Consider the following 12,333-nt stretch of genomic DNA (forward strand, 5'->3'; position numbering starts at 1 on the left):
GCGGCATCAATCCGCGCTGGTGTCGGTTTCGAGACTTGTTGCGTCGCATATAGTGTCCTAGTTTGCTCTGCAACACGGCTTTTCCGACAGGATATTTCAGATGACCCGCCCCGAATTGAGTTTCGAGTTCTTCCCCCCCGTCTCCGCCGCCGCGAATCTGCGGTTGTGGACCTCGGTCGAGCGTCTGGCCCCGCTCGCGCCCCGCTTCGTCAGCGTGACCTATGGCGCGGGCGGCACGACCCGCGCACGCACGCAGGCGGCCATCGCCACGATCCGGGAGCGGGCGCGCCTGAACGTCGCGGGCCATCTGACCTGCGTTGGCGCCAGCCGGGAGGAAACGCTGGAGGTCGCGCGCGGCTTCGCGAAGGTCGGCGTGCGCCGCATCGTGGCGCTGCGCGGTGACGCGCCCAAGGGCGAGGACAAGTTCGTGCCGCATCCCGAGGGCTTCGCCTCTGCCGCCGAACTGGTGTCGGCGCTGCGCGAGGAGGGCTTTTCCGACATTTCGGTCGCGGCCTATCCCGAGAAGCATCCCGAGGCGGTGAATGCCGCCGCCGACCTCGACAATCTGAAGCGCAAGATCGACGCCGGGGCCACGGATGCGATCACGCAGTTCTGCTTCGATACCGAGACCTTCTTCCGCTTCCGCGACCGCGCGGCGGCGGCGGGGATCACGGCGCCGATCGTGCCCGGCATCCTGCCGGTGGAGAACTTCAAGAAGATGTCCGGCTTCGCACGCCGCTGCGCCGCGACCGTGCCCGAGTGGATGGAAAGCGCCTTCGGCAATGCCGCGACCGAGGAGGAGGCGCACCTGCTCTCCGTCTCCATCGCCGCGGAGCAGTGCACCGAGCTGATGGCGGGCGGCGTGGGCCACCTGCATTTCTACACGCTCAACAACCCGGACCTGACCTGGGACATCTGCACCGCCATCGGGATCGAGCCGGTGGCGATGCAGGGCGTCGTGGGCGGCACCGCCTGACCCGACCCGACCAGGCGCGCGCGATCAGTCGTGCGCCTGCGTCGCCGCCTGACCCTCACCCACATCGCGGACCCGCTCGCGCGGCCACCAGTCTGGATGCTCATCACGCACGAATGCGATCATCGCCTCGCGCAGACGCGCGTGCATCGCCCAGGCGGATGAGGGATCGGGCGCCATCGCGTAGAAGGTGACCTCCATTCCCGCCTCGCCGTGGCCCAGCACCAGCGTCTGCACGGTGTCCTCGCCCGTCACGGTGTCGTCGTTACCGGCGATCTCGGCGAATTTCTCGCGCAGCACGTCGACATCGGCCATGTGGTCGAGCACCAGCGTGAAGGTCCGCACCATGCGCGCATCCTGCATCGACCAGTTCTCGAACGGGTTGGAGACGAAGTACTTGACCGGAACGATCAGCCGCCGCTCGTCCCAGGTGCGCAGGCGGATATAGGTGTAGAAGATCGCCTCCACGTAAGCCCAGTCGCCCTCGTACATGACCGAGTCGCCGATGCGCACGGGCTTGGCGATGGCGATCTGCAGCGAGGCGAGGATGTTGCCCAGCACCGTCTGCCCCGCGATGCCGAGTACGACGGTCGCCACACCCGCCGAGGCCAGCAGCGACAGCCCCAGCGAGGCGAAGAGGTTGAGCTCCGCCAGCACCAGCCCGATGGCGATGGCGACCGTCACCAGCACCACGATGCGCCGTGCCGCGTAGATCGAGGTGTAGAGCTGCCGCTCGTCCTTGCTCTGCGCGTCGTCGATCTCGCCGACATAGCGTTCGGTGATCTTGTCGAGCACGGCGTCGATGCCGCGCAGCGCGGCCAGCGCCACCCCAACGACCATCGCGATGATCAGCGCGGGCGTGATCAGAGAGCTGACCGGCCCCGAGAAGCTGATCGTCGTGGCCAGCAGCGCCTGCGCAGCGCCCGCCGCGGCGACGATTCCGAGCGGCACCGCGGCCCGGTCCAGCAGCCAGCGCGCGGGGGGCCATCCCACCCGGTTCGCGATTCCCATGATGATGCCGTGCACCAAGAAGCCGACGGCGATCGCCCCCAACGCGATCAGGGGCAGGCCGATCCATTCCCACAGCCTCAGCCCCGCGACCCGTTGTTCGAGCGCGCTCGGCAGGTACTCCTCGAACCAGCGGGGGCCGAAGACCTCGTCCAGCACGGGGATCGCGTCGATGGTCTGCGGCGTGAACAGCCAGACGGGGTCCTCCCCCTCCGCCTTCACCCGATAGATGCGGATCTCGTAGGCGCGGCCGCGCGCCTCCATCAGGGCGATGGATATGTTGCGCCGGACCTGTCCGGCCTGCGGGTGGTTCTGCGCCGAATCCTCGACCAGCGCGTCGGGCCGGGCGGAGACGGAGGCCCAGTTGATCCAGACCCGACGCTCCATCACCCCGGCCAGTTCCCGTGCCAGATCGGCTCCGTCGGCGGCCTGCCGATCCTCGGGCAGCCGCGACAGGTCGAGCATGTGCGCGGCGTCCGAGAACCGCTCGGCCCCCGTCAGGTCCTCGAAACTCTCGAGCATGTCTCGCGGGGTGGAGCGATCGATGGGCCGCTCGGGGGCGGGCAGGCCGGGATTGACGGCCTCGATCTCGTACCAGCGGGTCGCGGGGCCGTCCTGTGCCTGCACGGGCAGCGCCATCAGGAGGAGAAGGACGAGCAGTCTTAGCGCCATGCGGTCTCCAAAACCTCGGTCGTGTCGCGGGCTTGCCTTGCAGGTGACCTTGGGAGGGGATAAATCAAGGAGACGGCTCCGCGCCATCGTTTCTCGGGGCCGAGAATGGAGTACGGCCCGGTCATGCGCGCAGAGCGGCACAAGCAGACCCGCAGGGGCGCGCGGGGCAGGGGCCCGGCGGGTCGCGCCGACTCGCGTCCGCTCTATGCCGCGCTCGATCTCGGGACCAATTCCTGCCGGATGCTGATCGCCGCCCCGCACGAGGGCAGCTTCCAGATCGTCGATGCGTTCTCGAAATCGGTGAAGCTGGGCAAGGAGCTGGAACGCTCCGGCGCGCTGTCGCCCGCCGCGGTCAGCCGGACGCTTGGGGCATTGCAGGTCTGTGCCAGCAAGATCCGTCGTCACGGCGTGAAACGCTGCCGCCTCGTCGCGACCGAGGCCTGCCGTCGGGCGACGAATGGCGAGGCGTTCCTCCGGCAGGTCACGCGCCAGACCGGGCTGAAGCTGGAGCTGATCGACCCGGCGGAGGAGGCGCGCCTCGCCGTCGTCTCCTGCGCGCCGCTGGTCGATCCGAAGGCGAGCCAGGTCCTCGTGATCGATATCGGCGGCGGTTCGACGGAACTCGTCTGGCTCGATATCGGCGAGGTGCCGCCCGAGAAGCGCCGTGCTGCGATCATGAAATTGAAACTTGCACGCAAGCGCGGCAGCGACACCGCATCACCCATCGACGGGTTGCGCGTCGTGGACTGGATCAGCGTGCCGCTGGGCGTGGCGACGCTGCACGAGCGGTTCTCGGATGTGGAGGACCGCCGCTCCCGCTTCGCGCTGATGAGCTGGTATTTCGAGGAGCAGATGGCCGAGTTCACGCCCTATATCGACGCGGAACTGCCCGACTATCTCAATGGCTTCCAGATGATCGGCACGTCGGGCACGGTCACGACCGTGGGTGCCGCGCATCTGGGGCTGCAACGCTACGACCGCAACGCGGTGGACGGGATGAGCCTGACCGGTGACCAGATCAACACCGTGATCGACAGCTTCCTCGGATCGGACTTCACGGGGCGGATCGGCAAGCTCGGCATCGGGCTTGACCGGGCGGATCTTGTGATCTCGGGCTCCGCGATCTTGCAGACGCTGCTGCGCATCTGGCCGACCGACCGGCTCAGCGTCGCGGACCGGGGTCTGCGCGAGGGGATGCTCTACGCGATGATGAGTGCGGACGGCGCGTTCGCCGGGACGGAGGACGCATGAGCGGCAAGAAACGCGCGGGCGGTGCCCTCGGCAAGAACACCTCCGGTCGCGGGCAGCGCGACCTGCATGTGAAGGTGAAGACCGCCAAGGGCCGCAAGATCAGCTCGAAGCTCTGGCTCGAACGCCAGCTGAACGACCCTTACGTACAGGCGGCGCGGCGCGACGGCTATCGCGGGCGCGCGGCCTACAAGATCCTCGAACTCGACGACAGGTTCCGCTTCCTCGTGCCCGGCGCGCGGGTGGTGGATCTGGGATGCGCGCCGGGGGGCTGGACGCAGGTGGCGGTGCGCCGGGTCAACGCGCTCGGCGACCGGACGTCGAAGAAGGTGGGCACCGTGCTCGGCGTGGACTTGCAGGAGGTCGACCCGATCCCCGGATCGGAACTGCACGTGCTTGACTTCCTGGAGGACGGTGCCGACGACAAGGTGAAGGGCTGGCTCGGCGGCAAGGCCGACGTGGTCATGTCCGACATGGCCGCCAGCTCCAGCGGGCACAAGCAGACCGACCACCTGCGCATCATGGCGCTGTGCGAGGCCGCCGCCTGGTTCGCCTGCGACGTGCTGGAGGAGGGCGGCACCTTCGTCGCCAAGGTCCTGGCCGGCGGGGCGGAGGCGGATCTCTTGACCATGCTCAAGAAGAATTTCGAGAAGACCACGCATGTGAAGCCGCCCGCGTCCCGCTCCGACAGCTCGGAAAAATTCGTCATCGCGACGGGGTTCCGGGGGCAGCGGGAAGAGGACTGAGCCGCGCAGCGTCGGGCCGCGGTGCGGCGATCCGACATTGGAGCGTGGTATTTTAGGTCAGCCAAGCCCGCGGATCCTGTCAGCGTCGCGCCTGCATCAACCAAATCGCCATGCCGCTGCTGCGGCCCGGCGATGCGCTGCGCATTCGGGTTGATGCCGCGTCAGCTCGTCGCCGCGCCTCTGCCTACTCCAGCACCGGTTCCGGCCGGGGGATCCGCACCGCATCCTCCACCCAGGTATCGTTGAACCAGGTCTCCAGCATCGGGTGCACGCCGTAATTGCGGACCCGTGGCTGCATATGCGCGAAGATTGAGCGCCAATAGGGCTGGATGATGACGCCCGAGGCCTGCAGCCGCGCTTGCAGCAGCGCCATCACCTCGCGCCGCCGGTCGGCATCGGGCAGGGTCAGCGCCTCGTCCAGCAGCCGGTCGAAGGTCGGGTCGGCATGGTTGCTCTCGTTCCAAGCGGCGCCGGTGCGATAGGCCAGCACCAGCACCTGCACGCCGAGCGGGCGGTGGATCCAGTCGGTCACGGAAAACGCGTGATCCGCCCAGTCCTGCGCGTAGCGCCGCTTCGAGGTCAGTCGCCTGCGCACCCTGATGCCCGCATCGAGCAGTTGCGCCGCGATCGCATCCGCCGTCAGCGTCCGCCAGTCGCCATCGACCGAGATCAGCTCGAACTCCGTCTCGCCATGCCCCGCCGCCGCGAGCATCTGCCGCGCGGCCTCGGGATCCGGCGCGATGGGGGGGAGCGACGCGTATTCCGGGTGCATCGGGCCGACATGGTGGTTCTCGGCCACGCTGCCAAAGCCCGCCTGGCCCAACTCCAGCACCACCGCATTGTCGACGGCGAGCTGCAGCGCGTTGCGCACCCGCACGTCGTCGTAAGGCGCATGGGCGGTATTCATCCGGGCCACGACGGTGGCGCCGGTCGCCACGCGGCTGATCTGCAGATCGCGCCCGTTCAGCTCCTCGACGAATTCCGACTGGGTCTGGAAATTGACGTCGATCACCCCGCTGGTGAAGGCATAGATCTCCGCCGTCTTGTCCGCCGACAGGTCGAGGAACTCGATCCGGTCGAGGAAGACCGGATCGCCCCAGTACTCCTCCCGTGGCCGCCGCTCGAACCGGGCGTTGACGCCTTCGTTGAACTCGACCAGGCGGAAGGGGCCGGTGCCCACCCCCGTGGTGCTGAGCGGCGCACTGCCGTCGAAGCTCTCGGGCACGATCAGCGAGGGATAGTCGGCGATGGACGGGATGAAGGCGATGTCGGGCCGCAGCAGGCGCAGGCGCACGGTGTGGTCGTCGACGATCTGCAGCGCGCCCTCGGCCAGTTGCCCCGTCGCGGGATCGATCAGCGCGGCCATGCGCGCGGCCATCGAGTTGCCCGCCACCTCGGTATCGCACCAGCGCCGGACATTGTGCGCGACGTCGCGCGCGGTGAAGGGCGTGCCGTCCGACCAGCGCACGCCGCGCCGCAGGTGCAGCGTGTAGTCATCCGCCGCGTCCGACACCTCCCACCGCTCGGCCAGCATCGGCTCGAAGGTCAGATCGCGGGTGTAGCGCACCAGCGTCTCGCAGATCTGGCGGCCGAGATTGCCCTTCTCCGGCCAGTCGAAGCGGCGCGGATCGTCGATCGGCATCACATCCATCGAGACGTTGAGCACGCCGCCCCGCACCCCGGCGGGCCGCCCCTGCGCCCGTGCGCCGGTGATGCCGAGCGCAGCGGCGCCCGACAGCCCGAAGGCGGTCGCCAATCCCAGGAATTCCCGCCGCGCCAGCCGTCCGGCCCGCCAGTCGGCGGTCAGCTCGGCGATGCGGGGATGCTCTCGGGTCATGCCGGAAAACTAGCGCGGCTCGACGCGATCGAAAGTCACGATCAGGTGCTCCAGCCCGTGAAAATGCCAGCGGTCGGCGAAGCGGGGCGCATCCGCAAGCGCGAGGGTCGGCAGCCGGGCGATCAGGATCGGCAGGGCGATGCCGACCTCCAGCCGGGCGAGCGGCGCGCCGATGCAGAAATGCAGGCCCGCGCCGAGCGCCAGTTGGGGGCCGGGGTCGCGCGTCGGGTCGAAGCGGGCGGGATCGTCCCAGACCTGCGGATCGCGGTTCGCACCGGCCAGCAGCAGCCCGACCTGCTCACCGCGCGCGAAGCGGTGGCCTTCGACCTCCACATCCTCCATCGCGTAGCGGGAGAAGAAGTGCAAAGGCGGGTCGAAGCGCAGGACTTCCTCGGCCAGCTTCGCCGGATCCTGCGCGGTCCATTGCCCGGTCTCGATCAGCGCCCGCACCCCGTTGCCGAGCGCGTGCACCGTCGCCTCGTGCCCCGCATTCAGCAGCAGGATGCAGGTCGCGATCAGCTCATCCGCGCTCAGCCGCTCGCCCTCCTCCTCCGCCGCGATGAGGGCGGAGATCAGGTCGTTGCGCGGCGCGGCGCGGCGTTCGTTCAGGTAGCCTTCGAGGAAGGCGCGGAACTCGGTCGTCGCGGCGACCGCCGCATCCTCGACCGCCCGGTCGCGCCGCACCTGGTACATCGCGACCATCGCGTGCGACCAAGCGAGCAGGTCGTCCGCGCGATCCTCCGGCACGCCTAGCAGGCGGCAGATCACGATGACCGGCAGCCGCTCGCAAAAGGTGGTGAGCAGGTCGCAGCCTGGCCGCAGCCCGCCGATCAGCTCGTGGCTCAACTCTGCAATGTCGGGGCGCAGCGCCTCCACCGTGCGCGGGGTGAAGGCGCGGGTGATGAGGCGGCGCAGGCGGGTATGGACCGGTGGCTCGCGATCCAGCAGGCTCAGCCGGTCGACCGCGTAGAACGGCTCGACATGTGCGGGCACCTCCTGCGGAAACGGGTTCTCCCGCCCGAAGCGGCGGTCGCGCAGGATTGCGTTGACCAGGTAGTGCCGCGCGCTCACGGGCATTCCCATCTGCGGCCAGTCGACCAGAGGCCCCGCCACGCGCACCCGGTCGTAGAACGGGTAGGGGTCCTGGACGAAGCCGTCCTCGCGCGGGTCCTGTTCAAGCACCGGCAGGCTCACGGCGCGCCCTCCAGCGCCTGTTCCAGATCGGCGATCAGGTCGGCAACGGCCTCGATCCCGATGGAGAGGCGCAGCAGCTCCGGCGCGACCACGGAATGCGGCCCCTCGACGGCGATGCGATGCTCGATCAGGCTCTCCACCCCGCCGAGCGAGGTCGCGGGAATGAACACGTTGCAATGGGTCGCGATGTGATGCGCGGCCTTGCGGCTTTGCGCCATCAGCGACAGCATCCCGCCGAAGCCGCCTTGCATCTGCCGCGCCGCTATCTCGTGGCGGGGGTGGGAGGGCAGGCCGGGATAGAGCACGCCCGCCAGCTTCGGATGCCCCTCGAAATGGCGGGCGATGGCCAGCGCACTCTCGCTCGCCCGCTCGAACCGCAGGTAGAGCGTGCGCAGCCCCCGGATCAGCAGCCACGCCTCGAAGGCGGGCATGACCGTGCCGTGCAGCGTGCGCACCAGACGCAACTCGTCTGCGAACACACCCTCTTCGCGCAGCGCCAGAACGCCGCCGGTCAAGTCGCTGTGGCCGTTGAGATATTTCGTGGCGGAGTGGAAGGCCACATCCGCCCCCAGCTCCAGCGCCCGCGTGGTGCAAGGCGGCGTCACGGTGCAATCGACCGCCAGCCGCGCGCCGCCCGCATGGGCGATCCGCGCCGCCTCGGCGATGTCGATCACGTCCCAGTTCGGGTTGGTCGGCGTCTCGATCCACACGAGTTTCGTTCCCGGCTCCATCGCCGCCTCCAACGCGCCATCCTTCGTGGCGTCGAAGAAGGTCGCGCGGATGCCGCGCAGCTCTACCAGCCGGTGCAGCCAGGTGATCGTGCCGTGATAGCCGACCTCGGGACAGACCACGTGATCTCCGGTGCGCAAGGTCTCGAACAGCGCGACGATGGCGCTCATGCCGGAGGTGAACAGCAGCGATTGCGCCGCCGCGTCCAGATCGGCCAGCACCGCCTCCGCCTGGTCCACGGTCGGGCCGCCGTCGCGCGAATAGACCGCGCGGCCCATCGGCGCGTAGTCAGAGTCGCGCGCGAAGGTCGAGGCGGGCTCGATCCCCGGCACGACGGCACCATGCGCCGGATTGACGTAGTGCAGCGCCTGCGCGGCGCGGGTGGCGGGCGACAGCTGCATCTGGCGGGGTGGTTTGGGCATCGGGTCTCTCCTTCGCGGGCCATATGATCCGGGCCGCGTGGGGATCGCAATGGGGGTCAGGCGAGGCTGGCCGCGTAGCCGATCCCGTCGGTCAGGAACCAGCTTTCGCGCGTTTCCACCTTTCGCCCGGTTATGTCGAACGCATCTCGCCGTGCCATCAGCACCGGGGTGCCGGCGGGGCAGCCGAGCGCCTTCTCCACCTTGCGCGGGGCGGCGGCGGCCGACAGCCAGTCCTCCGCCCGCGCGACCGAAATGCCGTGCGACCGCTGGTAATGGGTGTAGAGGGCGTTGGGCAACGCCCCCTCTGCCCGCACCGGCAGGATGGCGGGGTCGAGCCAGATGTCTTCCAGCGTTGCGGGGGCTCCGTTCAGCGCCCGAACGCGGCGGATGCGCAGCACCTTCGCCCCGTCGGCCAGTCCCAGACGCTCGGCGATGCGGGCAGGCGCGGTGCGGCGCGTCACCTTCTCGCTCAGCGGCTGGGGGATCAGGCTTTCCCCCTCCGGGCCGGTCAGGCGGAAGAAGCGGAAGAGGGCCCGCTCCACCGTCGTCTCTGGCACGAAGGTACCGCGCCCCTGACGGCGCAGGACGAGGTTGTCGTTCGCGAGCGTGTCGAGCGCCTTGCGCACCGTGCCCTGACTGACCTTCAGCTCGGCAGCCAGCGCGAACTCGCTGGGCAGGGCCTCACCGGGCCGGAATTCGCCCCGCGCCATGCGGTCGATCAGCGTCTCGCGGATTTGCAGGTAGAGGGGGGCGGGCATCGCGTGATCCTTGCAAGTCATGTAGAAGACATCTTATAGAAGACACGACCCCGTCACAACCGAAAGGACCGCACGATGCCGGACAAACCCCACCTTCTGGTGCACGACCACGACGACAATGTCGGCGTCGTCGTGGTCGAGGGCTTGAGCGCGGGCACCGAGATGCTTTGCGTCGTGACCCATGACAACTCCGACTTCCAACTCGTTGCGAAGGCTGACATTCCCATCGGGCACAAGGTCGCGCTGAAGGATCTGACCGAAGGCGACACAGTGGTGAAATACGGCGAGGATATCGGCCGCATGGTGGGTGCCGCGGGCAAGGGCGAGCACGTCCACACCCATAATTGCAAGACGAAGAGGTGGTGAGCATGTTCGACGCAACGCAAGAAACCGTGATGGCCTGGCGGCGCGAGAATGGCCGCGTCGGCGTGCGCAACCATGTCGTGATCCTGCCGGTGGACGACATCTCGAACGCCGCGTGCGAGGCGGTGGCCAACAACGTCAAGGGCACGATGGCGCTGCCCCATTCCTATGGCCGCCTGCAATTCGGCGCCGATCTCGACCTGCATTTCCGCACGATGATCGGCACGGGCGCGAACCCCAACGTGGCCGCCGTGGTCGTCATCGGGATCGAGCCCGAATGGACCAGGGTGATCGCCGACGGCATCCGCGAGACCGGCAAGCCGGTCGCCGAGTTTTCCATCGAGCAGAAGGGCGATTTCGAGACGATCCGCGCGGCGAGCTGGAAGGCCAAGGAGTTCGTCCACTGGGCGACCGAATTGCAGAAGGAGGAATGCCCGCTCACCGACCTCTGGGTCTCGACCAAGTGCGGGGAGAGCGACACGACCACGGGCCTGTCGTCCTGCCCGACCGTGGGCAACATGTATGACAAGCTGATCCCGCACGGGCTCTACGGCGTGTTCGGCGAGACCTCGGAGATCACGGGGGCCGAGCATATCTGCCGTAAGCGGGCCGCCACGGACGAGGCGGGCGAGAAGTTCATGAAGATCTTCCAGGCCTACCAGGACGACGTGATCGAGGCGCACAAGACCTCCGACCTCTCCGACAGCCAGCCGACCAAGGGCAACATCCTCGGCGGGCTGACGACCATCGAGGAAAAGGCGCTCGGCAACCTGGAGAAGATCGGGCGGGAGTGCACCTATATCGACGCGCTCGACGCGGCGGAGGCACCGGCGAAGGGGCCAGGGCTCTATTTCATGGACACGTCCTCGGCGGCGGCGGAATGCGTGACGCTGATGGCGGCGGCGGGTTACGTCATCCACACCTTCCCCACCGGGCAGGGCAACGTGGTGGGCAACCCGATCGTGCCGGTCATCAAGATCTCGGGCAACCCGCGCACGCTGCGCACGATGGCCGAGCATATCGACGTGGACGTGACCGGCGTGCTGACGCGCGAGCAGACCATCGACCAGGCGGGCGACGCGCTGATCGACATGATCCGCCGCACCGCCAATGGACGTCACACGGCGGCGGAGGCGCTGGGGCATCGGGAGTTCGTGATGACCAAGCTCTACCGCTCGGCGTAACGCCCTCGCCTCCTTCCTCTCCCGCCGGGCGGGAGAGGATGCTACCAAGCCCGCGACGACTCACACCCGATGCACGGCGTCCGGCTCGCGCCTGTCGCTCCCTTTCCCGCCCCGCGGGGGAGGGTCGGGGTGGGCGCGCTCGCGAAGGAGATATACCATGACCCACGAAACCCTGACGCTGGAGGAGGCCGAGGCGCTCGCCACCGCGGCGCTCATCGCCTCCGACGCATCGCCCGAGAATGCGGCGAGCACGGCGCGCGCGCTGATCCGGGCGCAGGCCGACGGGCAGGGCGGGCATGGGTTGAGCCGCATTCCCTCCTACACCGCGCAATCGGCGGCGGGGAAGGTGCGGGGCCATGCGAAGCCGACCATCGAGGATGTGCGGCCCGGCCTGTTCCGCGTCGATGCGGGGCACGGCTTCGCCTATCCGGCCTTCGACCTCGCGCTGCCGGAACTGGCGGCGCGGGCGCGGGCGCAGGGGATCGCGGCCTGCACGATCCATCGCTCCCACCATTTCGGCGTGGCGGGGCATCATTGCGAGGCATTGGCCGAGGAAGGGCTGGTCGCCTTCGTCTATGGCAATGCGCCGAAGGCGATGGCCCCCTGGGGGGCGACCGCGCCGGTGCTGGGCACCAACCCCATCGCCTTCGCCGCACCCATGAGCCCTGCGCCGCTGGTGATCGACATGGCGACCACGACCGTGGCGCGGGGGAAGATCTTGGCTGCGCGCGAGGCGGGGCGCGACAGCATCCCCGAGGGCTGGGCGCTCGGCCCCGACGGGCAGCCGACCACCGATCCCGAGACGGCGCTGAAGGGCACGGTCGCGCCGATGGGCGGCGCGAAGGGCGCGGCGCTGGCGCTTATGGTCGAGGTGATGAGCGCCTGCCTCGCGGGTGCGGCCTTCGGAACGGAGGCGTCGTCGCTGTTCGACGCGGAAGGGGACGCGCCGGATCTGGGGCAGGCGATCCTTGCCATCGACCCCGGCGCGGCCTCCGGCGGGGCATTCGGCGACCGCATGGCGGCGCTGGCGGCGATCTATGACGGGATCGAGGGCGCGCGGATGCCGGGGACCCGGCGGCTCGACGCGCGGGCGGCGGCGGCGCGGGACGGGCTGCGGCTGGAGACGGCCTTGCTCGACCGCATCCGCGCGATTGCCGGACAGGGATGACGGGCTAGATCGCGGGGCGGGTCAGGACGGT

Annotated in this window: 11 protein-coding genes; 6 read left to right on the plus strand and 5 right to left on the minus strand. The window is 68.9% G+C overall.

The genetic code is table 11. The features are described from left to right. Positions 1–100 precede the first annotated feature (100 nt). The gene (gene metF / locus RX333_RS05570; protein ID WP_316013935.1) at positions 101–976 is read left to right on the plus strand and encodes a methylenetetrahydrofolate reductase [NAD(P)H]; all 876 of its coding nucleotides are present in this window, start codon (positions 101–103) and stop codon (positions 974–976) included. A 24-nt stretch (positions 977–1,000) separates the two neighbouring features. Here metF and RX333_RS05575 read toward each other — a convergent pair whose 3' ends face one another. Next, positions 1,001–2,653 carry a mechanosensitive ion channel family protein gene (locus RX333_RS05575; RefSeq protein ID WP_316013936.1) on the minus strand — a complete coding sequence of 551 codons (1,653 nt, stop codon included), beginning with the start codon at positions 2,651–2,653 and terminating at the stop codon, positions 1,001–1,003. Between the two features lie 123 nt (positions 2,654–2,776). Between RX333_RS05575 and RX333_RS05580 the strand changes: the two genes are divergently transcribed. Together RX333_RS05580 and RX333_RS05585 are read left to right on the plus strand one after the other, a co-directional pair. Further along, positions 2,777–3,904 carry a Ppx/GppA phosphatase family protein gene (locus tag RX333_RS05580; protein ID WP_316014031.1) on the plus strand — a complete coding sequence of 376 codons (1,128 nt, stop codon included), beginning with the start codon at positions 2,777–2,779 and terminating at the stop codon, positions 3,902–3,904. Further along, entirely contained in the window at positions 3,901–4,647 is a 747-nt protein-coding gene (locus RX333_RS05585; protein WP_316013937.1) for an RlmE family RNA methyltransferase, read from the plus strand. The genes RX333_RS05580 and RX333_RS05585 overlap by 4 nt, the downstream gene beginning before the upstream one ends. Before the next feature lie 184 nt (positions 4,648–4,831). Here RX333_RS05585 and RX333_RS05590 read toward each other — a convergent pair whose 3' ends face one another. Genes RX333_RS05590 through RX333_RS05605 form a run of 4 tightly spaced genes read right to left on the minus strand, consistent with a single transcriptional unit; the run spans position 4,832 to position 9,587 of the window. Beyond that, positions 4,832–6,484 carry an ABC transporter substrate-binding protein gene (locus tag RX333_RS05590; RefSeq protein ID WP_316013938.1) on the minus strand — a complete coding sequence of 551 codons (1,653 nt, stop codon included), beginning with the start codon at positions 6,482–6,484 and terminating at the stop codon, positions 4,832–4,834. 9 nt (positions 6,485–6,493) lie between these two features. Next, positions 6,494–7,678 carry a cytochrome P450 gene (locus RX333_RS05595; protein WP_316013939.1) on the minus strand — a complete coding sequence of 395 codons (1,185 nt, stop codon included), beginning with the start codon at positions 7,676–7,678 and terminating at the stop codon, positions 6,494–6,496. After that, entirely contained in the window at positions 7,675–8,829 is a 1,155-nt protein-coding gene (locus RX333_RS05600; RefSeq protein WP_316013940.1) for a trans-sulfuration enzyme family protein, read from the minus strand. Before RX333_RS05600 ends, RX333_RS05595 begins: the two co-directional genes overlap by 4 nt. A 56-nt stretch (positions 8,830–8,885) precedes the next feature. Then, on the minus strand, positions 8,886–9,587 hold the full coding sequence (locus RX333_RS05605) for a GntR family transcriptional regulator (protein WP_316013941.1): 702 nt from the start codon (positions 9,585–9,587) through the stop codon (positions 8,886–8,888). Positions 9,588–9,662: 75 nt separating this feature from the next. Between RX333_RS05605 and RX333_RS05610 the strand changes: the two genes are divergently transcribed. The 3 genes from RX333_RS05610 (at position 9,663) to RX333_RS05620 (ending at position 12,302) form a co-directional block, all read left to right on the plus strand. Continuing rightward, positions 9,663–9,953, plus strand: coding sequence for a UxaA family hydrolase (locus RX333_RS05610; RefSeq protein WP_316013942.1), 291 nt, complete (start codon positions 9,663–9,665; stop codon positions 9,951–9,953). Positions 9,954–9,955: 2 nt separating this feature from the next. Beyond that, entirely contained in the window at positions 9,956–11,134 is a 1,179-nt protein-coding gene (locus RX333_RS05615; protein WP_316013943.1) for a UxaA family hydrolase, read from the plus strand. A 157-nt stretch (positions 11,135–11,291) separates the two neighbouring features. Beyond that, complete coding sequence (locus tag RX333_RS05620) at positions 11,292–12,302, plus strand: Ldh family oxidoreductase (RefSeq protein WP_316013944.1); 1,011 nt, start codon at positions 11,292–11,294, stop codon at positions 12,300–12,302. The last annotated feature ends 31 nt before the right edge of the window (positions 12,303–12,333 follow it).

The sequence above is a fragment of the Roseobacter sp. HKCCA0434 genome (assembly GCF_032464675.1).
Taxonomy (GTDB): Bacteria; Pseudomonadota; Alphaproteobacteria; order Rhodobacterales; family Rhodobacteraceae; genus Pontivivens.